Source organism: Streptomyces toxytricini (assembly GCF_014649915.1).
In the GTDB taxonomy this organism is placed as follows: Bacteria; Actinomycetota; Actinomycetes; order Streptomycetales; family Streptomycetaceae; genus Streptomyces; species Streptomyces toxytricini.
Genome location: NZ_BMTY01000021.1, coordinates 55,349 through 79,921, shown reverse-complemented (window position 1 = coordinate 79,921; position 24,573 = coordinate 55,349). Strand labels below are relative to the sequence as shown.

Annotated in this window: 23 protein-coding genes; 13 read left to right on the top strand and 10 right to left on the bottom strand. The window is 72.7% G+C overall.

Going from position 1 to position 24,573, the window contains the following annotated elements:
• The first annotated feature begins 48 nt into the window (after positions 1–48).
• Positions 49–1,665 carry an ABC transporter permease gene (locus IE170_RS24800; RefSeq protein ID WP_189811661.1) on the top strand — a complete coding sequence of 539 codons (1,617 nt, stop codon included), beginning with the start codon at positions 49–51 and terminating at the stop codon, positions 1,663–1,665.
• Positions 1,665–2,696, top strand: coding sequence for an ABC transporter ATP-binding protein (locus tag IE170_RS24795; protein WP_189811660.1), 1,032 nt, complete (start codon positions 1,665–1,667; stop codon positions 2,694–2,696). The genes IE170_RS24800 and IE170_RS24795 overlap by 1 nt, the downstream gene beginning before the upstream one ends.
• On the opposite strand, the gene IE170_RS24790 is transcribed toward IE170_RS24795, so the two are convergent.
• The 5 genes from IE170_RS24790 to IE170_RS24770 all read right to left on the bottom strand — a co-directional run bounded on the left by IE170_RS24790 (position 2,693) and on the right by IE170_RS24770 (position 7,579).
• The gene (locus IE170_RS24790; RefSeq protein ID WP_229885139.1) at positions 2,693–3,625 is read right to left on the bottom strand and encodes a DMT family protein; all 933 of its coding nucleotides are present in this window, start codon (positions 3,623–3,625) and stop codon (positions 2,693–2,695) included. The genes IE170_RS24795 and IE170_RS24790 overlap by 4 nt on opposite strands.
• Before the next feature lie 113 nt (positions 3,626–3,738).
• Positions 3,739–4,812, bottom strand: coding sequence for a hypothetical protein (locus IE170_RS24785; RefSeq protein ID WP_189811659.1), 1,074 nt, complete (start codon positions 4,810–4,812; stop codon positions 3,739–3,741).
• A complete protein-coding gene (locus IE170_RS24780) occupies positions 4,794–5,543 on the bottom strand; it encodes an ABC transporter ATP-binding protein (RefSeq protein WP_189811658.1) in 750 nt (249 codons plus the stop codon). The genes IE170_RS24785 and IE170_RS24780 overlap by 19 nt, the downstream gene beginning before the upstream one ends.
• A gap of 168 nt (positions 5,544–5,711) precedes the next feature.
• A complete protein-coding gene (locus IE170_RS24775; protein ID WP_189811657.1) occupies positions 5,712–7,091 on the bottom strand; it encodes an aspartate aminotransferase family protein in 1,380 nt (459 codons plus the stop codon).
• The gene (locus IE170_RS24770; protein WP_125543691.1) at positions 7,076–7,579 is read right to left on the bottom strand and encodes an Lrp/AsnC family transcriptional regulator; all 504 of its coding nucleotides are present in this window, start codon (positions 7,577–7,579) and stop codon (positions 7,076–7,078) included. The genes IE170_RS24775 and IE170_RS24770 overlap by 16 nt, the downstream gene beginning before the upstream one ends.
• Before the next feature lie 169 nt (positions 7,580–7,748).
• Here IE170_RS24770 and IE170_RS24765 point away from each other — a divergent pair, with 169 nt between their 5' ends.
• From IE170_RS24765 to IE170_RS24755, 3 genes are all read left to right on the top strand, one after another.
• Positions 7,749–9,188 carry a gamma-aminobutyraldehyde dehydrogenase gene (locus IE170_RS24765; protein WP_189811656.1) on the top strand — a complete coding sequence of 480 codons (1,440 nt, stop codon included), beginning with the start codon at positions 7,749–7,751 and terminating at the stop codon, positions 9,186–9,188.
• Between the two features lie 105 nt (positions 9,189–9,293).
• On the top strand, positions 9,294–10,487 hold the full coding sequence (locus IE170_RS24760) for a polyamine ABC transporter substrate-binding protein (protein ID WP_189811655.1): 1,194 nt from the start codon (positions 9,294–9,296) through the stop codon (positions 10,485–10,487).
• A gap of 71 nt (positions 10,488–10,558) precedes the next feature.
• Positions 10,559–11,029, top strand: coding sequence for a hypothetical protein (locus IE170_RS24755; protein ID WP_189811654.1), 471 nt, complete (start codon positions 10,559–10,561; stop codon positions 11,027–11,029).
• A 25-nt stretch (positions 11,030–11,054) separates the two neighbouring features.
• Here IE170_RS24755 and IE170_RS24750 read toward each other — a convergent pair whose 3' ends face one another.
• Both IE170_RS24750 and IE170_RS24745 read right to left on the bottom strand, forming a co-directional pair.
• Positions 11,055–11,744, bottom strand: a complete 690-nt coding sequence (locus IE170_RS24750; RefSeq protein WP_189811653.1) for a glycerophosphodiester phosphodiesterase — start codon at positions 11,742–11,744, stop codon at positions 11,055–11,057.
• A gap of 22 nt (positions 11,745–11,766) precedes the next feature.
• Positions 11,767–12,873, bottom strand: coding sequence for an adenosine deaminase (locus IE170_RS24745; protein ID WP_189811652.1), 1,107 nt, complete (start codon positions 12,871–12,873; stop codon positions 11,767–11,769).
• 24 nt (positions 12,874–12,897) lie between these two features.
• On the opposite strand from IE170_RS24745, the gene IE170_RS24740 reads away from it, so the two are divergent.
• Positions 12,898–13,641, top strand: coding sequence for a DUF4190 domain-containing protein (locus IE170_RS24740; RefSeq protein WP_189811651.1), 744 nt, complete (start codon positions 12,898–12,900; stop codon positions 13,639–13,641).
• Positions 13,642–13,651: 10 nt separating this feature from the next.
• On the opposite strand, the gene ybiA is transcribed toward IE170_RS24740, so the two are convergent.
• Positions 13,652–14,203, bottom strand: coding sequence for a riboflavin biosynthesis intermediates N-glycosidase (gene ybiA, locus IE170_RS24735; protein ID WP_189811650.1), 552 nt, complete (start codon positions 14,201–14,203; stop codon positions 13,652–13,654).
• Positions 14,204–14,384: 181 nt separating this feature from the next.
• Here ybiA and IE170_RS24730 point away from each other — a divergent pair, with 181 nt between their 5' ends.
• The 7 genes from IE170_RS24730 (at position 14,385) to IE170_RS24700 (ending at position 22,193) form a co-directional block, all read left to right on the top strand.
• A complete protein-coding gene (locus tag IE170_RS24730; RefSeq protein ID WP_189811714.1) occupies positions 14,385–15,899 on the top strand; it encodes a gamma-aminobutyraldehyde dehydrogenase in 1,515 nt (504 codons plus the stop codon).
• A 54-nt stretch (positions 15,900–15,953) separates the two neighbouring features.
• The gene (locus IE170_RS24725) at positions 15,954–17,204 is read left to right on the top strand and encodes a polyamine ABC transporter substrate-binding protein (protein WP_189811649.1); all 1,251 of its coding nucleotides are present in this window, start codon (positions 15,954–15,956) and stop codon (positions 17,202–17,204) included.
• 62 nt (positions 17,205–17,266) lie between these two features.
• Positions 17,267–18,418, top strand: a complete 1,152-nt coding sequence (locus IE170_RS24720; protein WP_189811648.1) for an ABC transporter ATP-binding protein — start codon at positions 17,267–17,269, stop codon at positions 18,416–18,418.
• Positions 18,415–19,344, top strand: coding sequence for an ABC transporter permease (locus IE170_RS24715; protein ID WP_189811647.1), 930 nt, complete (start codon positions 18,415–18,417; stop codon positions 19,342–19,344). The genes IE170_RS24720 and IE170_RS24715 overlap by 4 nt, the downstream gene beginning before the upstream one ends.
• Positions 19,344–20,138, top strand: a complete 795-nt coding sequence (locus IE170_RS24710) for an ABC transporter permease (RefSeq protein ID WP_189811646.1) — start codon at positions 19,344–19,346, stop codon at positions 20,136–20,138. Before IE170_RS24715 ends, IE170_RS24710 begins: the two co-directional genes overlap by 1 nt.
• A 21-nt stretch (positions 20,139–20,159) precedes the next feature.
• On the top strand, positions 20,160–21,578 hold the full coding sequence (locus tag IE170_RS24705) for an NAD(P)/FAD-dependent oxidoreductase (protein ID WP_189811645.1): 1,419 nt from the start codon (positions 20,160–20,162) through the stop codon (positions 21,576–21,578).
• A 138-nt stretch (positions 21,579–21,716) separates the two neighbouring features.
• The gene (locus IE170_RS24700; protein ID WP_189811644.1) at positions 21,717–22,193 is read left to right on the top strand and encodes a bifunctional DNA primase/polymerase; all 477 of its coding nucleotides are present in this window, start codon (positions 21,717–21,719) and stop codon (positions 22,191–22,193) included.
• On the opposite strand, the gene IE170_RS24695 is transcribed toward IE170_RS24700, so the two are convergent.
• Together IE170_RS24695 and gabT are read right to left on the bottom strand one after the other, a co-directional pair.
• A complete protein-coding gene (locus IE170_RS24695) occupies positions 22,105–22,971 on the bottom strand; it encodes a phosphatase PAP2 family protein (protein ID WP_189811643.1) in 867 nt (288 codons plus the stop codon). The genes IE170_RS24700 and IE170_RS24695 overlap by 89 nt on opposite strands.
• A gap of 169 nt (positions 22,972–23,140) precedes the next feature.
• Positions 23,141–24,475, bottom strand: coding sequence for a 4-aminobutyrate--2-oxoglutarate transaminase (gene gabT, locus IE170_RS24690; RefSeq protein ID WP_189811642.1), 1,335 nt, complete (start codon positions 24,473–24,475; stop codon positions 23,141–23,143).
• Positions 24,476–24,573: the final 98 nt, after the last annotated feature.

The following is a 24,573-nucleotide window of genomic DNA, read 5'->3' as shown; positions in this document are numbered from 1 at the left end:
CCCTCCCGGCCCCGCGCCGCACGCGGCGCGGCCGCCAGGCTCGCCCTGATGGCCGTGCCGCTGGCCTTCTTCGGGCTGTTCTTCGCCTACCCGGTCGCCGCCATCGTCGGCCGGGGCCTGAAGACGGACGCCGGATGGCAGCTCGGCCGCATCGGCGACGTGCTCGCGGAGCCCGGCATCGCCGGCGTCCTGTGGTTCACCGCCTGGCAGGCGCTCGCCTCCACGGCCCTCACCCTGCTGGTCGCGCTGCCCGCCGCGTACGTCTTCGCCCGGCTCGACTTCCCCGGCAAGCAGGTCCTGCGCGCCGTCGTCACCATCCCCTTCGTGCTGCCGACCGTGGTCGTCGGCACCGCCTTCCTCGCCCTGGTGGGCCGCGGCGGGCTGACGCAGGAGCTGTGGGGGGTCCGGCTCGACACGACCGTGTGGGCGATCCTGCTCGCGCACGTCTTCTTCAACTACGCCGTCGTCGTCCGCACCGTCGGCGGGCTGTGGGCGCAGCTCGACCCGCGGCAGGAGGAGGCCGCCCGGGTGCTCGGCGCGGGCCGCCTCGCCGCCTGGCGGCAGGTCACCCTGCCGGCGCTGGCTCCGGCCGTCGCAGCCGCCGCCGTCATGGTGTTCCTCTTCACCTTCACCTCGTTCGGCGTCGTGCAGATCCTCGGCGGGCCCTCGTACGCCACCCTGGAGGTGGAGGTCTACCGGCAGACCGCCCAGCTCCTCGACCTGTCCACCGCCGCCGTGCTGACGCTGGTCCAGTTCGCCGCCGTCGCGGGGATCCTCGCCGTGCACGCGTGGACGGTGCGCCGCCGCGAGACCGCGCTGCGCCTCGTGGACCCCGCGCGGACCGCGCACCCGCCGCGCGGCACCGGGCAGCGGCTGCTGCTCGGCGGGGTGCTGCTGACCGTGGCCCTGCTGATCGTGCTGCCGCTCGGCGTGCTCGTCGAGCGGTCCTTCGACACCCCCGGCGGCTACGGCACCGGCTACTACGAGGCGCTGTCGCGGGCCGGCTCCGGCGGCGGCACCTTCCTGGTCCCGCCGCTGGAGGCCGTCCGCAACTCCCTGGAGTACGCCCTCGCCGCCACCGGCATCGCCCTGCTCGTCGGAGGCCTCGCGGCCGCCGCCCTGACCCGGCGCGCCGGGCCCTTCGTCCGCGGCTTCGACGCGCTGCTGATGCTGCCGCTCGGGGTGTCCGCCGTGACCGTCGGCTTCGGATTCCTGATCACCCTCGACGAGCCGCCGCTGGACCTGCGGACCTCCTGGTTGCTCGTCCCGCTGGCGCAGGCGCTGGTCGGCGTCCCGTTCGTCGTCCGCACCATGCTGCCGGTGCTGCGCGCCGTCGACGAGCGGCTGCGCGAGGCCGCCGCCGTGCTCGGCGCCTCCCCGCTGCGGGCCTGGCGGGAGGTGGACCTGCCGCTGGTGCGGCGGGCGCTGCTCATCGCGGCCGGGTTCGCCTTCGCCGTGTCCCTCGGGGAGTTCGGCGCGACCGTGTTCATCGCCCGGGCCGACCGGCCGACCCTGCCGGTGGCGGTGGCCCGGCTGCTGGGGCGGGCCGGGGACCTGAACTACGGGCAGGCCATGGCGCTGAGCACCGTGCTGATGCTGGTGTGCGCGGCCGCCCTGCTGGTGCTGGAGCGGCTGCGCCCCGACAAGACCTCGGGAGAGTTCTGATGACCCTGCTCGAACTGGCCGGGGTGTCGGTCCGCTTCGGCGGACGCGCCGCCGTGGACGGCGTCGACCTGGAGGTCGCCGAGCACGAGACGGTGTGCGTCCTCGGCCCCAGCGGCAGCGGCAAGTCCACGTTGCTGCGGGTCGTCGCCGGGCTCCAGCCGGTGTCGGAGGGCCGGGTGCTGCTCGGCGGAGCCGACCAGGCGCGGGTGCCCGCACACCGCCGCGGGGTGGGCCTGATGTTCCAGGACCACCAGCTGTTCCCGCACCGGGACGTCGGCGGGAACGTCGCGTTCGGGCTGCGCATGCAGGGCGCCTCCCGCGCCGCGCAGCAGGCCCGGGTGGCCGAGCTGCTGGAGCTCGTCGGGCTGCCCGGGGCGGGGCGGCGGCCGGTGTCCTCGCTGTCCGGCGGCGAGCAGCAGCGGGTCGCCCTGGCGCGGGCGCTCGCGCCGTCGCCGCGCCTGCTGATGCTGGACGAGCCGCTGGGCCAGCTGGACCGGGGGCTGCGCGAGCGCCTCGTGGTGGAGCTGCGGGAGCTGTTCACCCGCCTGGGCACCACGGTGCTGGCCGTCACGCACGACCAGGGCGAGGCGTTCGCCCTGGCAGACCGGGTGGTGGTGATGCGGGAGGGCCGCATCGCGCAGGCGGGCACCCCGCTGGAGGTGTGGCAGCGGCCGGCCTCCGAGTTCGTGGCGCGCTTCCTCGGCTTCGACAACGTCGTCCCCGCGACGGTCTCCGACGGGTCCGCGGTCACCCCGTGGGGCGAGGTCCCGGTGCCGGAGGACTCCCCGCGGGGGGACCACCGGCTGCTGGTCCGCCCGGCGGGCGTCCGGCTCGCCGCGGACGGGCTGGCCTGCGAGGTGGAATCGCGGACCTTCCGCGGTGCGCACGTGGCGCTGCGGCTGCGGCCGGCGGGCGGGCCGGCCCTGGAGGCCGAGTGCGACCTGGCCGGGGCGCCGGCCCCGGGGGACCGGGTGGCGGTGGCGTTCGCCCCGTCGGAGGTCGTCGTCATCCCCGCCTCCCAGGCGCCCTAGCTCACGCCGGCGGGCTCCCGGGCCGGGGCGGCCGGGTCGGCCGCGGGGCCGGCTGCGGCCGGGTCGGCGCCGTCGTGGTTGCCGTACCAGGCGACGGCGACCGCGCCCGCGACGGCGAGGACGAAGCCGGTCACGGCGAGCCAGGCCAGGCCCGGCCGGGAGGCGTCGCCGAGCCACAGCACGCCGATCGCTCCGGGCAGGACGGTCTCGCCGACGACGAGCGCGGCCGTCGCCCCGTTCACGGAGCCGATCTGCAGGGCGACGGTGTGCAGGTACATGCCGCCGGCGCCGGCGAGGACGATCGCGTACAGGGCGGGGTCGGTGAGCAGGGCGGCCGGGTCGAACGGGTCGATGCCGTTCAGGATGCGGACCCCGACGCCGAGGGCGCCGAAGGCGAGGCCGGAGAGCAGGCCGGCGAGGATGGCGGCCCGCCCGCCGAGGAGCCGGACCGCGACCGTGCCGCCCACGATGATCAGGGCCGTCACGGCGAGCAGCCACCAGTGGGTGGCGATGGGGGCGTGGTGGCCGCCCTCGTGCCCGGCGGCGCTGGCGAGCAGCACGAGGGCCGTGCAGACCACGCCGATGGAGACCCACTCCTTGCGGGTCAGCCGGATGCCGAGCATCCGCACGCTGAGCACCGCGGTGATGACGAGGTTCGCGCTGATGACGGTCTGGGACAGGAAGAGGGGCAGCATCCGCGAGGCGAGCGCGCCGAGGCCGAAGCCCGCGAAGTCCAGGATGGTGCCGACGATGAACTCCCAGGTCATCGCCGCCTTCGCGGTCGACGACAGGTTCGGGCCGCCGTGCGCGGTCACCCCCGCGTCCGCGGGCATGGCCCGGGCCGCCCGGCGCGAGCCGACGGCTTGCAGGACGGATCCCGTGCCGTAGCAGATGGACGCCGCTATCGCGGTCAGCAGGCCTATGAGCACCGAGGGCTCCGATCACTTCCGGCAAGTTGTGCGTACCACTGCCAGACGTGCGGAACGCCCCGGGAGGTTGCCTCGTACGGCCGTTTCGTCCCGAGGTGCCCGCGGGGGAGCGGTCAGCCGGTCAGCGCCAGGGAGGTCAGCCGGGCGACGCCCCAGCAGACGGGCAGGCAGACGGCGAGCAGGGCGGCGGCCCGCACGGTGGCGGCGGTGCGCAGCACGCTGCCGGGGGCGCCGAGGTCGGCGAGCGCGGCCCGGCTCGCGGCGCGGGACTGGCGGACCTCTACGGCGGCGGCGAGCAGGGTGGCGGCCGCGCACAGGACGGTGAGCGCGAAGGCGGGGCCGGTCAGCGGACCCAGCGGGGCGCCGATGCCGCCCCGGCCGGGCAGGGCGGCGGCGATAGCGGCGGTGCCGGCCGCGCACAGGACGCCGAGGGGGCGGCCCAGCCGGGGCGCCTCCTCCTGGAGGGTGCGCCCGGCGAGCAGCCGGAGGGCGCCGGGGCGGACGGCCTGGACCAGGGCGCCGCAGGCGTACGCGAGCCCCGGCCCGGCGAGGGCCAGCCCGGCGGCGGTGAGCGCCCAGCCGGCCGGGAGGGCGCGGCCGCCGGGTCCGGCGTGGCCGAGGACGGCGAGCCCGCAGGCGGCGAGGGCGATGCCCCAGGGCAGCCCGGCCGCCGGTGCGGCGGGGGTGCGGGGGCGCAGTGCGAGCGCCGCGGCGGCTGCTGCGGCGGCGAGGGGGGTGAGGGACAGCAGGGTGAGGGCGGCGGCGAGCGGCAGCGGACGGTCGGCGTGGAGCAGGGCGGCGCCCGCGCCGTCGAAGGGGAGTCCGCCGAGGTTGCCGCGCAGGTGGAGGAAGGCGGCGAGGGCGACGGCGCTGCCGAGGGTGCAGGCGACGGCGGTGGAGACGGCGGCGGCCAGCGCGAGGTGCAGCGGCCCGAGCCCGACCGCGTCCATGCCCTCCCGGGGGCGGGTGGCGGGGTCGGTGCGGGCGGTGCGGACGGCGAGGTGCACGGTGGCGGCGAGCGGGAGCAGCGCCCACAGAAGGCGCGGGAACGATCCGGCCGGCCGGGCCGCGGCCTCGGCGAGCACGTACAGCAGCAGGAAGCCGCTGCCGGCGGCTGCGGCGGCGACGAGCAGGCGGCGCAGCTGGACGAGCGGCCGGGAGCCGCGGGTCAGGCGGAGAGCGAGCACGCGGCCTGGCCTTCCGGGGTGTCGCCGGGCGCGCCGGGGCCCGCGGCGGTGGGGTCTGCAGCGGGGCGGCCGTCGAGGAGGGGGAGGCACCGGTCGGCGGCGGCCGCGGTCTCCTCGTCGTGGCTGGCGAGGACGACGGTGATGCCGTGGGAGCGGGCCGCCGTGGTGAGGGTGCGCAGCAGCATGGCCCGTTCGGCGCGGTGCAGGGGCGCGGTCGGCTCGTCGGCGAAGACGACGGCGGGCTCGTGGACGAGGGCCCGGGCGAGGGCGGCGCGCTGGGCCTCGGCGCGGGTCAGGGCGCCGGGCCGCCTGCGGGCCAGGCCGCCGATGTCGAGGCGGTCGAGCCACTCGCAGGCGGTCCGCTTGGCGGTGCGGTGCGCGGTACCGGCGACGAGCAGCGGCAGGGCGGCGTTCTCCCAGACGGTGAGTTCGGGCAGCAGCGCCGGCTCCGGGCCGATCCAGCCGAACCGGTCGCGCCGCAGCCGTTCGCGTGCGAGGGCGCCCATGGAGTGGACGGGCACGCCGTCGAACCAGACCTCGCCGTCCCGGGGGACCAGCCGGCCGCCGAGGCAGTGCAGCAGCGTGGTCTTGCCGCTTCCGCGCGGTCCGGTCACGGCGAGGACCTCGCCCCTGCGGACGGCGACCGAGACTCCGGCGATGCCGGGCGAGCCGTCGTGGGAGTAGTGCACGGACCGTGCGCAGAGCACGTCGCTGTCCGGTGGAGCCTCCATGGCGTACACCTCCGTCCGGGGGAACGAAGCGGGACCCCTTCGGTCACTGGCGCCCGCACTGAGATGTAAGGAGATGAAGGTCGGGAATTCCGACAGCACACGGCCCGGGTGCCCCGTTCCCACTCGAACGGGGCACCCGGGCCGTGGCCTACGGTCCTGGGGGTCCGCTTACAGCTTGCTCCACGCCTCGGTGAGCACCGAGCGCAGGATCCCCTCGATCTCGTCGAAGGTGCCCTGGTCCGCGATCAGCGGGGGGGCCAGCTGCACGACCGGGTCGCCGCGGTCGTCGGCCCGGCAGTAGAGGCCGTTGTCGAAGAGCGCCTTGGAGAGGAAGCCGTACAGGACGCGCTCGGTCTCCTCGTCGGAGAAGGACTCCTTGGTGGTCTTGTCCTTGACGAGCTCGATGCCGTAGAAGTACCCGTTGCCGCGGACGTCGCCGACGATCGGCAGGTCGTGCAGCTTCTGGAGGGTCTTCAGGAAGGCGCCCTCGTTGTCCAGCACGTGCTGGTTGAGGCCTTCCTTGTCGAAGATGTCGAGGTTGGCGAGGGCCACCGCGGAGGACACCGGGTGTCCGCCGAAGGTGTAGCCGTGCAGGAAGGTGTTGTTTCCCTTGTAGAAGGGCTCGGCGACGCGGTCGGAGACGATGCAGGCGCCGATGGGGGAGTAGCCCGAGGTCATGCCCTTCGCGCAGGTGATCATGTCCGGTACGTAGCCGAACTTGTCGCAGGCGAACATCGTGCCGAGGCGGCCGAAGGCGCAGATCGTCTCGTCGGAGACGAGGAGCACGTCGTAGGCGTCGCAGATCTCGCGGACCCGCTGGAAGTACCCGGGCGGCGGCGGGAAGCAGCCGCCGGCGTTCTGCACCGGCTCCAGGAAGACGGCGGCGACGGTGTCGGCGCCCTCGAAGAGGATCTGCTGCTCGATCTGGTCGGCGCACCAGCGGCCGAAGGCCTCGGGGTCGTCGCCGTGGATCGGGGCGCGGTAGATGTTGGTGTTCGGCACCTTGTGCGCGCCGGGGACCAGCGGCTCGAAGGGGGCCTTGAGGGCCGGCAGGCCGGTGATGGACAGGGCGCCCTGCGGGGTGCCGTGGTAGGCGACCGCGCGGGAGATGACCTTGTACTTGGTCGGCTTGCCCTTGAGCTTGTAGTACTGCTTGGCGAGCTTCCAGGCGGTCTCGACGGCCTCGCCGCCGCCGGTGGTGAAGAACACCTTGTTCAGGTCGCCCGGGGCGTAGTCCGCGAGGCGCTCGGCGAGCTCCACGGCCTTGGGGTGGGCGTAGGACCACACGGGGAAGAACGCGAGCTCCTGGGCCTGCTTGTAGGCGACCTCGGCGAGCTCCTTGCGGCCGTGACCGGCGTTGACCACGAAGAGGCCGGCAAGGCCGTCGAGGTAGCGCTTGCCCTTGTCGTCGTAGATGTAGGTGCCCTCGCCGCGCACGATCGTGGGGACGGGGGAGTTCTCGTACGACGACATCCGGGTGAAGTGCATCCACAGGTGGTCGTACGCGGTTTTGGACAGGTCCTGGGTCACGGTTATCGGGTTCCCCACATGTAGGTCTGCTTCTTCAGCTTCAGGTAAACGAAGCTTTCGGTGGATCGCACGCCGGGGAGGGCGCGGATCTTCTTGTTGATCGTCTCCAGCAGGTGGTCGTCGTCCTCGCAGACGATCTCCACCATCAGGTCGAAGGAGCCCGCGGTCATCACCACGTACTCGCACTCGGCCATCTGGGTCAGTGCGTCGGCCACCGGGTCGACGTCGCCCTCGACGTTGATGCCGACCATGGCCTGGCGCCGCAGGCCCACGGTGAGCGGGTCGGTGACGGCGACGATCTGCATGACGCCCTGGTCGAGCAGCTTCTGCACGCGCTGGCGCACGGCGGCCTCCGACAGGCCCACGGCCTTGCCGATCGCCGCGTAGGGACGGCGTCCGTCCTCCTGCAGTTGCTCGATGATCGCCAGCGACACAGCATCGACCGAAGGGGACGGCTGCCTGTTCCTGGAATCTGCGCTTCGACTGACCACGACCTCACTCTGCACGAGGAGTCCTCCGTTCCGCAAGATGAAACCAATGAAATCCGTTGTTCTGGCATCCGGATCTTACTGATTTCGTAGTTGGTGGTGGGCGGCCCTGTCGAAAGCGTCCGCCGAGAGGCTAGGCTTGGGATTCGTCTCAATCATTGGACATGTGATCAGGAGTGTGGCTGTAGTGACCACCGAACTGCGTCGTCTGCGCAACTACATCGGCGGGGAGTTCAAGGACGCCGCCGACGGGCGGACCACCGATGTGGTCAACCCGGCCACCGGCGAGGTGTACGCCACCGCCCCGCTGTCCGGGCAGGCCGACGTCGACGCCGCCATGGCCGCCGCCGCGGCCGCCTTCCCGGGCTGGCGCGACACCACGCCCTCCGAGCGGCAGAAGGCCCTCCTCAAGATCGCCGACGCCTTCGAGGCGCGCGCCGACGAGCTGGTCGCCGCCGAGTCGGAGAACACCGGCAAGCCGCTGGGCCTGACCGCCAGCGAGGAGCTGCCCCCGATGGTGGACCAGATCCGCTTCTTCGCGGGCGCGGCCCGCCTGCTGGAGGGCCGCTCCGCCGGCGAGTACATGGACGGGATGACCTCGATCATCCGCCGCGAGCCGGTCGGCGTCTGCGCCCAGGTCGCCCCGTGGAACTACCCGATGATGATGGCCGTGTGGAAGTTCGCCCCGGCGATCGCCGCGGGCAACACCGTGGTGCTCAAGCCCTCGGACACCACCCCCGCCTCGACCGTCCTGATGGCCGAGATCATCGACTCGATCCTGCCCAAGGGCGTCTTCAACGTCGTCTGCGGCGACCGCGAGACCGGCAAGGCCATGGTCGAGCACGCCACCCCGGCGATGGCCTCCATCACCGGCTCCGTCCGCGCCGGCATGCAGGTCGCCGAGAGCGCCTCGAAGGACGTCAAGCGCGTCCACCTGGAGCTCGGCGGCAAGGCCCCGGTCGTGGTCTTCGAGGACGCCGACATCGCCAAGGCCGTCGAGGACATCGCCGTCGCCGGCTACTTCAACGCCGGCCAGGACTGCACCGCGGCCACCCGCGTCCTCGTGCACGAGTCCGTCCACGACGAGTTCGTGGCCGCCCTCGCCAAGGCCGCCGCCGACACCAAGACCGGCGCCCCGGACGACGAGGACGTCCTCTACGGCCCGCTGAACAACCCCAACCAGCTGGCGCAGGTCGCGGGCTTCATCGACCGCCTCCCGGCGCACGCCAAGGTGGAGGCCGGCGGCCACCGCGTCGGCGACAAGGGCTACTTCTACGCCCCGACCGTCGTCTCCGGCCTCAAGCAGGACGACGAGATCGTCCAGAACGAGGTCTTCGGCCCGGTCATCACCGTCCAGTCCTTCGCGGACGAGGCCCAGGCGCTGGAGTACGCGAACGGCGTCGAGTACGCCCTCGCCTCCTCCGTGTGGACCAAGGACCACGCCCGCGCGATGCGCATGTCCAAGCACCTCGACTTCGGCTGCGTGTGGATCAACACCCACATCCCGCTCGTCGCCGAGATGCCGCACGGCGGCTTCAAGAAGTCCGGCTACGGCAAGGACCTCTCCGCGTACGGCTTCGAGGACTACACCCGCATCAAGCACGTGATGACCTCGCTCGACGGCTGACGCCGGGCCGCGGCCGCCGGGGCGGTCAACGCGGCCCCGCACGGGGGCGGGCAGTGGACAATGTGTCCATTGCCCGCCCCCTCCGCGTTCCCCGAGGCTTCACCCATGCCCGCTCCCACCCCCTCCCGCCGCCGCGTCACGCGCCGTGCGGCGCTGCGCGGCCTCGGCGCCGCCGGCCTCCTCTCGGCCCTCGCCGGCTGCGGCGTGCCCTCCGCGTACGTCCCCGAGGACCGCCGGGCGGGCGCGGACCGCTCCGCGCGCGAGCGGAGCCTCGCCTTCGCCAACTGGCCGATGTACATAGACACCGACGCCGAGGACGAGGAACGCCGGCCCACGCTGGAGGCCTTCACGGAGCGCACCGGCATCGAGGTCCGGTACACCGAGGAGATCAACGACAACGACGAGTTCTTCGGCAAGGTCGGCCCGGCCCTGATGAACGGCCAGGACACCGGCCACGACCTGGTCGTGGTCAGCGACTGGATGGCCGCCCGGTTCGTCCGCCTGGGCTGGGCGCAGGCGATGGACCGCGCCCGGCAGCCCAACGTCGCCGCCCACCTCGACCCGCAGCTGCGCTCGCCGGCCTTCGACGCGGGGCGCCTGCACACGGTGCCCTGGCAGTCCGGCATCACCGGGATCGCCTACAACCGCAGGGCGCTCGGCCGGGAGATCCGGTCGGTGGGGGACCTGTGGCACCCGGACCTCGCGGGCCGCGTCACCCTCTTCTCCGGCCTCGACGAGTCGTTCGCGCTGCTGATGCAGGGCGACGGGGTGGACGTCACCCGCTGGACCGAGGCCGACTTCCACCGGATGTGCGACCGGGTCGAGGAACTGGTGCGCCGCGGGCACATCCGCCGCTTCACCGGCAACGACTACACCTCCGACCTCGGCAAGGGCGACGTGCTGGCCTGCCAGGCGTACTCCGGCGACGCGGTCCAACTGCAGGCCGACAACCCGGACATCGAGTTCGTCGTGCCGGAGGAGGGCGGCGAACTGTGGGCGGAGAGCCTCCTCGTCCCCAACCTGGCCCGCCACAAGGCCAACGCGGAGGCCCTGGTCGACCACTACTACGTCCCGGAGGTGGCCGCGGAGCTCGCGGCCGCCGTCGCCTACGCCTGCCCGGTGCCGGCGGCCCGAGAGGTGCTGGCCGCCTCGCCGGACCGGGAGACGGCGGAACTGGCCGAGAACCCGCTGGTCTTCCCCGACGACGCGATGCGCGGGCGGCTCGCCGTGGCCCGGGACGTCACGGCGGCGGAGCGCCGCACCCTGGCCGGCCGCTGGAACGCCCTCGTCGGCATGTGATCGCCACCACAGAATTGAACACGTTCAGAGAATCGGCTGAACGTGTTCAATTTTGGGCGTAGGCTGCTGCCATGAGTGAGAGAAGCGCCCTCCAGCGGCGGATCCGCGGCTGGCTCGTCCTGTTCCTCGTCTGCCTGGTCCTCAGCGGCCTCACCGCCTTCCCCCTGGTCGCCGAGGTCCGCCTGGCCAACTCGCTGATCGGGCACGAGTGGCTGACCCGGGTCGGCGAGGGCCTCGACACGGCCGACGCCCAGTACCCGTTCCTCCTCTACGGCAACGACTGGCTGGCCTTCGCCCACCTCGTCATCGCGGTCTTCTTCTACGGGGTCCTGCGCGATCCCGTCCGCAACGTCTGGATCCTGGAAGCCGGCATGATCGCCTGCGCCGGAGTCGTCCCGCTCGCCCTGATCTGCGGTCAGATCCGCGACATCCCCTTCGGATGGCGCCTCATCGACATCTCGTTCGGCGTCTTCGGCATCATCCCGCTCCTGATCCTGCGGCGCCTCGTCAAGCGCCTGGAGGCCCTGCCCGCCGCCGCGTGACGGCGGGCAGCGGCGCCCGGCCGGCTCAGCGGCCGGCCGCGGCGCGCACCGCCGCCAGGGCGTCGATCCGGTTCGTGGTGATCGCGTCCACGCCCGCCGCGGCCAGCCGGCGCATCGTCCGCTTGGTGTCGGCGGTCCACGCCGAGACCCGCAGGCCGTCCCGGTGCAGCGCCTCCACCAGCCCCCGGTCCACCAGCCCGAAGCGGTAGTTCAGCCAGGCCGGCGCCACCGCGTCGAGCAGGACCCGGCGCGGCGGCGACAGCGTCGTCCAGGTCAGCGCGATCTCCGCCGCCGGGTCGGCGGCCCGCACGGCCAGCATCGTGTTCGGGCCCGCGCAGTAGTAGACCCGCTCCCGCGCCCCGCACTCGCCGACCAGGCCGACGACCTTCCGCACCGCCTCCGGCGCGGCGCCCGGCAGGTCCAGCAGCAGGCGCCCCGGCCCGGCCTCGGCGAGCGCCTGACGCAGCGTCGGCACCCCGCCCCGCGTCAGCTCGGCCAGCTGAGCGGCCGTCACCTCGTCGAGGCGCACGTCGAAACCCCACAGCCGCTGCAGCGTCTCGTCGTGGAGGAGGACCGCCTCGCCGTCGCGGGTCAGCCGTACGTCGACCTCCACCGCGTCCGCGCCGAGCGCGAACGCCGAGCGGACCGACGGGAGCGTGTTCTCGGGGAAGCGGTGGGGATCGCCGCGGTGGGCCACGGCCGTCAGGGTGCGCATGGCGCCCATTGTCCCGCGGCGGTCAGCGGGCCGACCACGCCTCGGTGTACGTGTCGATCTCCTGCACGATCCGCGCCTTGCCCGCGGCGTCGAGGAAGGACGCCTCCACCGCGTTCTTCGCGAGCGCGGCGAGGCCGCGCTCGTCGAGGCCGAGCAGCCGGGCGGCGACCGCGTACTCGTTGTTGAGGTCCGTGCCGAACATCGGCGGGTCGTCGCTGTTGACGGTGACGAGCACGCCCGCCTGCACCATCTCCCGGATGGGGTGCAGCTCCAGGTCCTCCACGGCGCGGGTGGCGATGTTGGAGGTCGGGCAGACCTCCAGGGCGATGCGGTGCTCCGCCAGGTAAGCCAGCAGCGCGGGGTCCTGCACCGCGCTCGTGCCGTGGCCGATCCGCTCGGCGCCGAGTGCGCGCAGGGCGTCCCAGACGGTCTCCGGTCCGGTGGTCTCGCCGGCGTGCGGGACGCTGTGCAGGCCCGCGGCGCGGGCGGCGTCGAAGTACGGCTTGAACTGCGGGCGGGGGACGCCGATCTCGGGCCCGCCGAGGCCGAAGGAGACCAGCCCCTCCGGGCGCAGGTCGACGGCGAGGCGGGCGGTCTCCGCGGCGGCCTCCAGACCGGCCTCGCCGGGGATGTCGAAGCACCAGCGCAGCACGGTCCCGAACTCGGCCTCGGCCGCCCGCCGGGCGTCCTCGATGGCTTCCATGAACGCCTTCTCCTCGATGCCGCGGCGCGTGGAGGAGTAGGGGGTGATGGTCAGTTCGGCGTAGCGGATGTTCTGCCGGGCCATGTCGCGGGCGACTTCGAACGTCAGCGTGCGGACGTCGTCGGGCGTGCGGACCAGGTCGACCACGGACAGGTAGACCTCGATGAAGTGCGCGAAGTCGGTGAAGGTGAAGTAGTCGGCGAGCGCCTCCGGGTCGGTCGGGACCTTGGAGTCGGGGTGCCGCGCGGCCAGTTCGGCGACGATGCGGGGGGAGGCCGAGCCGACGTGGTGCACGTGCAGCTCCGCCTTGGGCAGCCCTGCGATGAAGGGGGTCAGGTCGGGCACGGCGGGCCTCCGGGGGACGGTGCGGACTGATCGGCCCCCATGGTAGGCAGCAGGGGTCGCCCCGGCGGGACGGCATAGCATGGCCGTACGAGAGGGGGGTGCCGCATGACCGACAACAGCCCTGACCCGAGGGACCCGTGGGCCCCGCCGGAGGGGGCGCCGGCGGATCCGGGGAGGCTGCAGGGCGCCCCCGGGGTGCCGGGCCCGCCGTCCGTCCACGACCAGCCGACCCTCGCCGGGATGCCCGGCGCCGGGGCGCCGCCCGCGCCGCTCCCCGGGCCGCCCGCAGCGCAGGCGCCGCTCCCCGGGCCGTACGCGGCGCCCGCGCCGGGACCGGCCCCCGTGCCGCCCGTGTACGCCTACCCCGCCCCGCCGGCGCCCGGCGTCCCCGGGTACGCCCACCCGGGCGCGGCACCCGTACCCGCGCCCCCGGCGTTCGGGCAGCAGCCATACGGGCAGCAGCCGTACGGCCCGCAGCCCTTCGCCCCCCAGGCGTACCCCGGCGCCGGACCCCTCGGCCACCCCCTGTACGGCGCCCAGCCGCGCAACGGCTTCGGCGTCGCCGCGCTCGTGCTCGGCATCGTCGCGGTCGTCGGGTGCGGCCTGAACGTCATCGCCGTCGGACTCGGCGTCGCGGCGATCGTCTTCGGCGTGCTCGGCCGCAACCGGGCTGCCCGCGGTGAGGCCACCAACGGCGGCATGGCGCTGGCCGGCCTCATCCTCGGCGTCACGGGCGCGCTCCTCGGCGCGCTCATGCTCGCGTTCGCCATCGCCGGCTTCCTGCAGGGCGGGCCCGACTCCGTGAACGACAGCCCGTACTCGGACACCCGCATGCGCGAGAAGGTCTGACCGGGGCCGGCTACTCCCCGGCGAGGAGCCGCTCGCGGGCTTCCATGAGGGCGAAGCCCAGCAGGTTCAGCCCGCGCCATCGGGCCGGGTCCGACGCCCGCTCGTCGTCCGCGGCGAGTCCGATGCCCCAGATGCGGTCCATCGGGCTCGCCTCGACGAGCACGCGCCGCCCCGTCGAGAGCAGGTAGCCGGTCAGCTCGGGCGTGGAGCGGAACTTGTGGAGGCTGCCCTCCACGACGATCCCGAAGCGCTCCCGCTCCCACACGGCGTCGTCGAAACCGCGCACGAGCCGCCCCGCCTTCTTCGCCTCCGCCGGGGTCGCCGCGGCCAGCACGGCGCGCTCGGCCTCCGCGTCCCCGAACAGGCGGGCCTTCCCGGACATCATCCAGTGCTCCGCCGTCTCGTACCGGACGCCGTCCACGGTGAACGGAGACGGCCACCACTGGCTCAGGCAGCTCGGGCCGAGCGAGCCGTCGGGCCGCGGCCGGTGCCCCCAGAACGGCAGGAACTTCACCCGGTCACCGCTGCTGACCTGCTCGATCAACTTGTCGATCTTCTCCATGCACGGGAGTCTGGCAGTCTCCACGGACACTTCGTACGGGATTTGCGGAGTGTCTCGACACATGGTCGACCGATTCCGTCGCGTAATCAAAAGGCAACAACGGAATCCCTTGGCCGCGGGTAACACCTCTGTCAGGATCGGCACTCCATTCGAGCTGAAGCCACGAGAGCGTGAGAGCGTGATGGGTAATCGCTTCCAGGTTGAGGAACGCTTCGCAGACGGCGCGCAGTACATCGGCGGCCGGCCGTCACACGGCAGCTCCGGCCGGTCCCACACCGTGGTCGACCCCGCGACGGGCAAGGAGGTGCTGACCTACGCCCTGGCCTCCGCCGCCGACGTGGACGCGGCCGTCGCCGCGGCCGCCGGAGCCTTCCCGGCCTGGTCCGGCGCCACCCCCGGGGAGCGCTCCGAGGCCCTGCACCGGCTGGCGTCCGTCCTCGCCGAGCAGGCGGAGGACTTCGCGTACGCCGAATCCCTCCAGTGCGGCAAGCCGATCAAGCTGTCCCGCGAGTTCGACGTGCCGGGCACCATCGACAACACGGCGTTCTTCGCCGGGGCCGCCCGCCACCTCCAGGGGCAGGCCGCCGCCGAGTACTCGGGCGACCACACCTCGTACGTACGCCGCGAGGCCATCGGCGTCGTCGGCTCCATCGCCCCCTGGAACTACCCCCTCCAGATGGCTGCCTGGAAGGTCCTGCCGGCCATCGCCGCGGGCAACACCGTCGTCCTCAAGCCCGCCGAGACCACCCCGCTCACCTCCCTGATGTTCGCGCGGGCCGCGGCGGAGGCGGGCATCCCGGACGGCGTCGTCAACATCGTCACCGGAGCCGGCCGCGACGCCGGCGAGCACCTCGTCGGCCACCCCGGCGTCGCCATGACCTCCTTCACCGGCTCCACCGCCGTCGGCAGGCGCGTCGCCGAGATCGCCACCGCCACCGTCAAGCGGCTCCACCTGGAGCTCGGCGGCAAGGCCCCCTTCGTCGTCTTCGACGACGCCGACCCGGAGGCCGCCGCCCACGGCGCCGTCGCCGCCTCCCTGATCAACAGCGGCCAGGACTGCACCGCCGCCACCCGCGCCTACGTCCAGCGCCCGCTGTACGAGGCCTTCACCGCCCGTGTCGCCGAGCTGATGGAGGGCGTCCGCCTCGGCGACCCCTTCGACCCCGCCACCGACCTGGGCCCCCTCGTCTCCCACGCCCACCGCGACCGCGTCGCCGGCTTCGTCGAGCGGGCCCGCGGCTACGCCACCGTCGTCACCGGGGGCTCCGCCCCCGGAGGGGCCCTCGCCGGCGGCGCCTACTACCGGCCCACCCTCATCACCGGCGCGCCGCAGGACAGCGAGGCCGTCCAGGCCGAGATCTTCGGACCGGTCCTCGTCGTGCTCCCCTTCGACACCGACGACGAGGGCCTCGCCCTGGCCAACGACACCCCCTACGGCCTCGCCGCCTCCGCATGGACCCGCGGCGTCTACCGTGCGAACCGCGCGACCCGCGAACTCAAGGCGGGCTGCGTCTGGATCAACGACCACATCCCGATCATCAGCGAGATGCCCCACGGCGGCTACAAGGCGAGCGGCTTCGGAAAGGACATGAGCTCGTACTCCTTCGAGGAGTACACGCAGGTCAAGCACGTCATGTATGACAACACCGCGGTGGCGGCCAAGGACTGGCACCGCACGATCTTCGGGGACCGATAGCAGCAGCAGGGTCCGCCCGACCAGCGGCCCGTCCATCCCGAAAGGGCACAGTCCATGCAGCACAACGAGCCCGACCGGCTCTCCGCGGCACAGCTCGCCGCGATGCGGCGCAGCCTCACCAGCGGGCGCGGCGCCCTCACCCGCCGCTCGCTGCTGCGCGCCTCCGGCACCGGGGCGCTCACCCTCGGCGGCCTGGCGTCGCTGTCCGCGTGCGGTATCCCGCCCGCGAAGCGCGGCGGCGAGGACGCCGCCGCGTCCGAGGACCGCTCGCAGGCGGAGAAGACCGTCAACTTCTCCAACTGGACCGAGTACATGGACGTCAGCGAAGACGAGAAGGTCCACCCGACGCTGGAGGAGTTCACGAAGCGGACGGGCATCGAGGTCAACTACACCGAGGACATCAACGACAACGTCGAGTTCTTCGGCAAGATCCGCCCCCAGCTGGCGGCCGGCCAGGACACCGGCCGCGACCTGATCGTCGTCACCGACTGGCTCGCGGCCCGCATCATCCGCCTCGGCTGGGCCCAGAAACTCGACCCCTCCCACCTGCCGCACGCCTTCGCCAACCTGATCCCGCAGTACCGCAGCCCCGACTGGGACCCGGGCCGGGCGTACAGCTACCCGTGGACCGGCATCAACACCGTCATCGCCTACAACACCAAGGCGACGGGCGGCAGGAAGGTCGACTCCGTCACGCAGATGCTCGACGACCCCACCCTCAAGGGCCGGGTCGGCTTCCTCAGCGAGATGCGCGACAGCGTCGGCATGACCCTCCTCGACCAGGGCAAGTCCCCGGAGTCCTTCACCACCGCCGACTACGACGCGGCCATCGCACGCCTGCAGAAGGGCGTGGACAGCAAGCAGATCCGCCGCTTCACCGGCAACGACTACACCGCGGACCTGGACAAGGGCGACCTGGCGGCCTGCCTCGCCTGGGCCGGCGACGTCATCCAGCTGCAAGCGGACAACCCGGACATCCAGTACGCGATTCCGGCCGTGGGCTACATCACCTCCAGCGACAACCTGCTCGTACCGGCCCGCGCCCGGCACAAGGCCAACGCCGAAAAGCTCATCGACTTCTACTACGAGCCCCCGATCGCAGCCCAGCTCGCCGCCTTCATCAGCTACGTGTGCCCGGTGGCGGGGGTCAAGGACGACCTTGCGAAAATCGATCCCGCGCTCGCGGACAACCCCTTGATCATCCCCGACGAGGAAATGGCCGCCAGGGCCCATGCCTTCCGCATGCTCACCAGCGAGGAAGAGACCGAGTACGAGGAGAAGTTCGCCAAGCTCATCGGAGCCTGACGGACCCCGTGCCGGCACCCCCGCCCTCTTCCGACGAACACCACCACCGAAGGCCGCGACCCATGACTGACAAGACCGCGGGCGGAGATGTCCGCCTCGCCGGGATCAGCAAGCACTACGGCACCTTCACGGCCGTGCACCCCCTCGACCTGACCATCCCGCAGGGCTCGTTCTTCGCCCTGCTCGGCGCCTCCGGCTGCGGGAAGACCACCACCCTGCGGATGATCGCCGGCCTGGAGGAGCCCTCCACCGGCACCGTCCACCTGGGCGACCGCGACGTCACGCAGCTGCCCCCGTACAAGCGGCCCGTCAACACGGTCTTCCAGAGCTACGCCCTCTTCCCGCACCTGAGCATCTTCGAGAACGTCGCCTTCGGGCTGCGCCGCCGCGGCATCAAGTCCGTCAAGAAGCAGGTCGAGGACATGCTGGAGCTCGTCGAGCTCGGCCAGTTCGCCCAGCGCAAGCCGCACCAGCTCTCCGGCGGCCAGCAGCAGCGCGTCGCGGTCGCCCGCGCGCTCATCAACCACCCCCAGGTGCTCCTCCTGGACGAGCCGCTCGGCGCCCTCGACCTCAAGCTGCGCCGCCAGATGCAGCTGGAGCTCAAGCGGATCCAGACCGAGGTCGGCATCACCTTCGTGCACGTCACCCACGACCAGGAGGAGGCCATGACCATGGCCGACACCGTGGCCGTGATGAACGGCGGCCGCGTCGAGCAGCTGGGCGCGCCCGCCGAGCTGTACGAGAACCCGCGCACCACGTTCGTCGCCAACTTCCTCGGCACCTCCAACCTGATCGAGGCCGAGGTCCTGGAGGCCGGCGGAGACGACGTCACCGTCGCGTCGGCGGGCACCAAGCTCCGGCTGCCCCGGGCCCGCTGCTCGACCGCGCCGAAGGCCGGCGGCCGTCTGCTGGTCGGGGTGCGCCCCGAGAAGATCTCCCTGGTGCCCGCGGCCGAGGAGGGGTCCGTCGCGGCCGGCCGGAACAAGGTCCCCGGGCGGATCGCCGACTCCTCCTTCATCGGCGTGTCCACGCAGTTCGTCGTCGACAGCCCCGTCTGTCCGGAGCTGGAGGTGTACGTGCAGAACATCGAGCGCGACGACCGCCTCGTCCCCGGCGCCGAGGTCGTCCTGCACTGGAACCCGGAGCACACCTTCGGACTGGACGCCGCCCAGGACATCGACGCGGGCGTCGAGACGGTCGAGGAGGGCGCATGACCGCCACCGCGGCGCCGCCCGAGGCCCCCGCCCCGGCCGAGCCACCCGTCCACCGGCCCTCCCTGCGCAAGCGGCTCGTCCCCTACTGGCTGCTGCTGCCCGGCATCCTGTGGCTGCTCGTCTTCTTCGTCCTGCCGATGGCCTACCAGGCCTCCACCTCGGTGCAGACCGGCTCCCTCGAAGAGGGCTTCGAGGTCACCTGGCACTTCCGCACCTACTGGGACGCCCTCGCCGAGTACTACCCCCAGTTCCTGCGCTCCCTGCTGTACGCCGGCACCGCGACCCTGCTGTGCCTGCTCCTCGGCTACCCGCTGGCCTACCTGATCGCCTTCAAGGCGGGCCGCTGGCGCAACCTGCTGCTGGTCCTGGTCATCGCGCCGTTCTTCACCAGCTTCCTCATCCGCACGCTGGCGTGGAAGACGATCCTGGCCGACGGCGGGCCCGTCGTCGCCGTCCTCAACAGCGTCGGCTTCCTCGACGTCACGAGCTGGCTCGGCCTGACCCAGGGCGAACGCGTGCTCGCCACCCCGCTCGCGGTGGTCTGCGGCCTCACGTACAACTTCCTGCCCTTCATGATCCTGCCGCTGTACACCTCGCTGGAGCGCATTGACGCGCGCCTGCACGAAGCGGCCGGCGACCTGTACGCCACCCCCGCGACGACCTTCCGGAAGGTCACCTTCCCGCTGTCGATGCCGGGTGTGGTCTCCGGGACCCTGCTCACCTTCATCCCGGCGAGCGGCGACTACGTCAACGCCGAGCTGCTCGGCTCGACGGACACCCGGATGATCGGCAACGTCATCCAGTCGCAGTACCTGCGGATCCTCGACTACCCGACGGCCGCCGCGCTGTCGTTCATCCTCATGGCCGCCGTGCTGGTCATGGTCACCATCTACATCCGCCGCGCGGGGACGGAGGACCTGGTCTGATGCGTTGGCTCCGCCGCAACCTCGTCACCGTCCTCGGGCTTCTGACCCTCGCCTACCTGCTCCTGCCGAACGTCGTCGTCACCGTCTTCTCCTTCAACAACCCCTCCGGGCGCTTCAACTACGCCTGGCAGGAGTTCTCCCTCGACGCCTGGAAGGACCCCTGCGGGGTCGCCGACCTGTGCGGCTCCCTCGCCCTGTCCCTCCAGATCGCCCTGTGGGCCACGCTCGGCGCGACCCTGCTCGGCGCCGCCATCGCCTTCGCCCTGGTCCGCTACCGGTTCCGGGCGCGCGGCGCCGTCAACTCGCTGATCTTCATGCCGATGGCCATGCCCGAGATCGTCATGGCCGCCTCGCTGCTCGCCCTGTTCCTGAACATGGGCGTCGAACTGGGCTTCTGGACGATCCTGATCGCCCACGTCATGTTCTGCCTCAGCTTCGTCGTCGCCGCCGTCAAGGCGCGCGTGCTGTCGATGGACCCGCGGCTGGAGGAGGCCGCCCGCGACCTCTACGCGAGCCCCGTGCAGACCTTCCTGCGGGTCACGCTGCCGATCGCGGCGCCGGGCATCGCGGCGGGCGCACTGCTCTCGTTCGCCCTGTCCTTCGACGACTTCATCATCACCAACTTCAACTCGGGCAACACCGTCACCTTCCCCATGTTCGTGTGGGGCTCGGCCCAGCGCGGTACGCCCGTGCAGATCAACGTCATCGGCACGGCGATGTTCGTCATCGCGGTGCTGGTGGTCCTCGCCGCCCAGATCGTCGGCAACCGCCGCAAGAAAGCACAGCCCAAGTAACTCTGTGGGGAGTTGGAAGACATGGCCCCAGTCGCCATGCGAAGCGTTGCGAAATCCCTTTCCGAAGCACTGCCGGTCTCGTACTGGCTGGACGACCCCGGCAAGCCCCCCGCCCAGCCGGCCCTGACCTCCGACGAGGCCTGCGACCTGCTCGTCATCGGCGGGGGCTACAGCGGCCTGTGGACGGCGCTGATCGCCAAGGAGCGCGACCCCGCCCGGGACGTCGTCCTCATCGAGTCGAAGGAGGCGGGCTGGGCCGCCTCCGGACGCAACGGCGGCTTCTGCGCCGCCTCCCTCACCCACGGCTTCGCCAACGGCCTGGCCCGCTGGCCCGGCGAACTGGCGAAGCTGGAGGAGCTCGGCGCCCGCAACCTCGACGAGATCGAGGCCGCCGTCGCCCGCTACGGCATCGACTGCGACTTCGAGCGCACCGGCGAGATCGACGTCGCCACCGAACCCCACCAGGTCGAGGAGCTCCGCGAACTCCACCAGGAGGCCGAGAAGCTCGGCCTCGCGGACGGCATGCGCTGGCTCGACCGCGACGCCCTGCGCGCCGAGGTCGACTCGCCGACCTTCCTCGCCGGCCTCTGGGACACCGACGGCGTCGCCATGCTGAACCCCGCCCGGCTCGCCTGGGGCCTGAAGCAGGCCTGCCTCGGCCTCGGCGTGCGCATCTACGAGAACACCCGCGGCCTGTCGCTGGGCTCCTCCGGCGCCGGGATGGCCGTCCGCACCCCCTACGGGCGGATCTTCGCCCGGCGGGTCGCGCTCGGCACCAACATCTTCCCCTCGCTGGTCCGGCGGATCCGGCCGTTCACGGTCCCCGTCTACGACTACGCCCTCATGACCGAGCCGCTCACCGCCGACCAGCTGAAGGCCATCGGCTGGCAGAACCGCCAGGGCATGGGCGACAGCGCCAACCAGTTCCACTACTTCCGCATCACCCCGGACCACCGCATCCTGTGGGGCGGCTACGACGCCGTCTACCCGTACAAGGGCCGCCTGGACTCCGAGTACGACCACCGGCCCGAGACCTACCTCAAGCTGGCGCAGCACTTCTTCACGGCGTTCCCGCAGCTGGAGGGCGTCGGCTTCAGCCACGCCTGGGGCGGGGCGATCGACACGTGCTCCCGCTTCTCGGCGTTCTTCGGCACCGCGCACTCCGGCAGGGTCGCCTACGCGGCCGGCTACACCGGCCTCGGCGTCGGCGCCACCCGCTTCGGCGCCGACGTGATGCTGGACCTCCTCGACGGCGCGCGCACCGAGCGGACCCGGCTGGAGATGGTGCGGTCCAAGCCGATGCCGTTCCCGCCCGAGCCGTTCGCCTGGACGGGGATCACGCTCACCAAGTGGTCCCTGGCGCGGGCCGACGCCCGCGGCGGCCGCCGCAACCTGTGGCTGAAGACCCTCGACCGGTTCGGCCTCGGCTTCGACAGCTGACGGCGCCGGACCGCCGGCCCTCGCCAGGGAAGTGACCCGGTTCACTCCGCCGTGGCGGTGGAACCCGCGTCATGACAGGCGCCGGCCGCGCTCTCTCCGGGTGAGGAACCCTCACCTACAGGGAACGGAGGCCGGGCGATGCGGGGCTCGGATGTCAAAGCCGCGGTGGAATGGCTCGTGTCGGCGGCGGGCGATCCGCAGGCCTGCCGGTGGGAGTGGGAGCGCAGCCCCGACGGGGTCGCCCTGCTGCCCGCGGGCCGGCACTGGGACGTGCTGGTCCTGCCCGGCGGGCTCGGGCGGGCCGCGCTCGCCGTCCTGCGGAGGCTGCGCGGGCGGCCCGGCCCGGTGCTCGCCGGCCCCGGCGGCACCCGGCTGGGCTTCTTCGTGCCTGCCGGGACGGCCTCGCACTGGCTCGCCACCGGCGTGCGCGGCGCCGGGCGGGGCAGCTGGGTCGTCGTCCCCCACCCCGGCCGGGCGCCCGGGGCCGCCGGGCACTGGCTGGTGCCGCCGGACGGCCGGGGGACGCTCACCGATCCGGCGGTGCTGGAGCTCGCCCTGCACGAGGCAGCGGCCGTCCGCGCCGCCGGGGACGGGCCGTCGGGCCGCCGCGGCTGAGCCCCCTGACGACGGCCCGCTCGACGGCGTACAGCAGCGGCACGCTCAGCAGGAGCGACGCCAGCACGTCGAGCGGCCAGTGGAACCCGCGCAGGACGAGCCCCGCGGCGGTGGCGGCCGTCAGCACCAGCGCCGCGAGAACCGGCCACGGCCTGCGGGTGTACGGGCGCAGCAGCAGGGCCGCGGCCCCGTAGGCGACGGCGGCGGTGGCCGTGTGTCCGGAGGGGAAGTAGCCGGCGGCCCAGGGCTCCAGCGGTCCGGGGCGGGCGGTCCACGCCTTCAGCGGGACCACCAGGGCCGGCACCAGGGCGACGGCGAGGACGGCCGCCTGGGCGCCGGACCGGTTGCCGCGGCGCAGGGCGTACGCCGCGGCCAGGACGAGGGCGGGCACGGCGACGGGCACGTTGCCCAGGTCGGAGAGCCGCTCGGTGACGGCGTCGGGGACCGTGCGCACGAGCGCGGCACTGATCCGCTCGTCCGGACCGAGCAGCGGGCCCGGGGCCAGCACCTGCCAGGTCGCCAGGGCGAGCCCCAGGAGGGCCCCTGCGAGGAGGAGGACGGAGCGGAGGGAGAAGGAGGAGGTGGCCGGCCGTCCCGGAACAGGGGGGATGGTTCCGGGACGGCCGCCCGGACCGGGTTGCCGGGCGCCCCGGGGGGTGTGGGGCGGTCGGCTGTCCGATCGGTGAGGAGTGTGCGCGAACGCAGGCCCGGTGCGGCGCTGGGGAAGCCCGGTACCGGTGTCGCCCCCGGAATCCCGGGAGCGGGGTGTCTCACTCATCTGCAGAAACCGTACGGCAGCGGAAAGGGGACCGACAGCAGGAACGCGGTCCTGCCATCGGCCCCCCACATCTTCTTCACAGCGCCCGACCGTTACCGGCGGTACCCTCGCGAGCGCGTGTTCGGACGTTCGCTCAGACGGCCGCTCGGACGGCCGCCCGGACGACCGCTCAGAGGGTCGCGAACGCGGCCTCGATGACGTCCAGGCCCTCGTTCAGCAGGTCCTCGCCGATGACCAGCGGCGGCAGGAAGCGGAGCACGTTGCCGTAGGTGCCGCAGGTGAGGACGATGACGCCCTCGGCGTGGCAGGCCTTGGCGAGCGCCGCGGCGGCCTCCGGGTTCGGCGTCTTGGACGCGGGGTCCTTGACCAGCTCGATGGCGATCATGGCGCCGCGGCCGCGGATGTCGCCGATGATCTCGTACTTCTCCTGCATCGCGGACAGCCGCGCCTTCATGAGGGACTCGATCTCCTTCGCCTTGGCGTTGAGGTCGAGCTCCTTCATGGTCTCGATGGAGCCGAGCGCGCCGGCGCAGGCCACTGGGTTGCCGCCGTACGTGCCGCCCAGGCCGCCCGCGTGAGGGGCGTCCATGATCTCGGCGCGCCCGGTCACCGCGGCGAGCGGCAGACCGCCGGCGATGCCCTTGGCGGTGGTGATCAGGTCCGGGACGATGCCCTCGTCCTCACAGGCGAACCACTGGCCGGTGCGGCAGAAGCCGGACTGGATCTCGTCCGCGACGAAGACGATGCCGTTGTCGTTGGCGAACTTCACGATCGCGGGCAGGAAGCCCTTCGCGGGCTCGATGAAGCCGCCCTCGCCGAGGACCGGCTCGATGATGATCGCGGCGACGTTCTCGGCGCCGATCTGCTTGGTGATCTGGTCGATCGCCTGGGCGGCGGCCTCGGGGCCGCAGTTCTCGGCGCCGGTGGGCCAGCGGTAGCCGTACGCGACCGGCACGCGGTAGACCTCGGGGGCGAACGGACCGAAGCCGTGCTTGTACGGCATGTTCTTCGCCGTCAGGGCCATGGTGAGGTTGGTGCGGCCGTGGTAGCCGTGGTCGAAGACGACGACGGCCTGGCGCTTGGTGTACGCACGCGCGATCTTGACGGCGTTCTCGACGGCCTCGGCGCCGGAGTTGAACAGCGCGGACTTCTTCGCGTGGTCGCCCGGGGTCAGCTCGGCCAGCGCCTCGCAGACCTCCACGTAGCCCTCGTACGGGGTGACCATGAAACAGGTGTGGGTGAAGTCGGCGAGCTGCGCGCCGGCGCGGCGCACGACGGCCTCGGCGGAGCCGCCGACCGAGGTCACGGCGATGCCGGAGCCGAAGTCGATCAGGCGGTTGCCGTCGACGTCCTCGAGGATGCCGCCGTCCAGGCGCTTGGTGAAGACGGGGAGCACCGAACCCACGCCGCCGGCCACCGCACCGAGGCGGCGGGCCTGAAGCTCCTGCGACTTCGGGCCGGGGATCGCGGTGACGAGCTTGCGCTCCTGCGGGACAGCGGTCATGGGGGCTCCTGGGGGTGTTTTCGGACGCACTTGTGTCTTTGTCCGCAGGCTAGGCCCGGGGGAGGGGGTAAAGCATGCTCCGTTCGGGAGTGGTCCGG

Bases quoted from the DNA above. Each gene is read 5' to 3' on its own strand.
- IE170_RS24800 (WP_189811661.1), top strand. From the start codon at position 49: ATGGCCGTGCCGCTGGCCTTCTTCGGGCTGTTCTTCGCCTACCCGGTC.
- IE170_RS24795 (WP_189811660.1), top strand. From the start codon at position 1,665: ATGACCCTGCTCGAACTGGCCGGGGTGTCGGTCCGCTTCGGCGGACGC.
- IE170_RS24780 (WP_189811658.1), bottom strand. From the start codon at position 5,543: ATGGAGGCTCCACCGGACAGCGACGTGCTCTGCGCACGGTCCGTGCAC.
- IE170_RS24760 (WP_189811655.1), top strand. From the start codon at position 9,294: ATGCCCGCTCCCACCCCCTCCCGCCGCCGCGTCACGCGCCGTGCGGCG.
- IE170_RS24755 (WP_189811654.1), top strand. From the start codon at position 10,559: ATGAGTGAGAGAAGCGCCCTCCAGCGGCGGATCCGCGGCTGGCTCGTC.
- IE170_RS24750 (WP_189811653.1), bottom strand. From the start codon at position 11,744: ATGCGCACCCTGACGGCCGTGGCCCACCGCGGCGATCCCCACCGCTTC.
- IE170_RS24745 (WP_189811652.1), bottom strand. From the start codon at position 12,873: ATGCTATGCCGTCCCGCCGGGGCGACCCCTGCTGCCTACCATGGGGGC.
- IE170_RS24740 (WP_189811651.1), top strand. From the start codon at position 12,898: ATGACCGACAACAGCCCTGACCCGAGGGACCCGTGGGCCCCGCCGGAG.
- ybiA (WP_189811650.1), bottom strand. From the start codon at position 14,203: ATGGAGAAGATCGACAAGTTGATCGAGCAGGTCAGCAGCGGTGACCGG.
- IE170_RS24730 (WP_189811714.1), top strand. From the start codon at position 14,385: ATGGGTAATCGCTTCCAGGTTGAGGAACGCTTCGCAGACGGCGCGCAG.
- IE170_RS24725 (WP_189811649.1), top strand. From the start codon at position 15,954: ATGCAGCACAACGAGCCCGACCGGCTCTCCGCGGCACAGCTCGCCGCG.
- IE170_RS24720 (WP_189811648.1), top strand. From the start codon at position 17,267: ATGACTGACAAGACCGCGGGCGGAGATGTCCGCCTCGCCGGGATCAGC.
- IE170_RS24715 (WP_189811647.1), top strand. From the start codon at position 18,415: ATGACCGCCACCGCGGCGCCGCCCGAGGCCCCCGCCCCGGCCGAGCCA.
- IE170_RS24710 (WP_189811646.1), top strand. From the start codon at position 19,344: ATGCGTTGGCTCCGCCGCAACCTCGTCACCGTCCTCGGGCTTCTGACC.
- IE170_RS24705 (WP_189811645.1), top strand. From the start codon at position 20,160: ATGGCCCCAGTCGCCATGCGAAGCGTTGCGAAATCCCTTTCCGAAGCA.
- IE170_RS24700 (WP_189811644.1), top strand. From the start codon at position 21,717: ATGCGGGGCTCGGATGTCAAAGCCGCGGTGGAATGGCTCGTGTCGGCG.
- IE170_RS24695 (WP_189811643.1), bottom strand. From the start codon at position 22,971: ATGAGTGAGACACCCCGCTCCCGGGATTCCGGGGGCGACACCGGTACC.
- gabT (WP_189811642.1), bottom strand. From the start codon at position 24,475: ATGACCGCTGTCCCGCAGGAGCGCAAGCTCGTCACCGCGATCCCCGGC.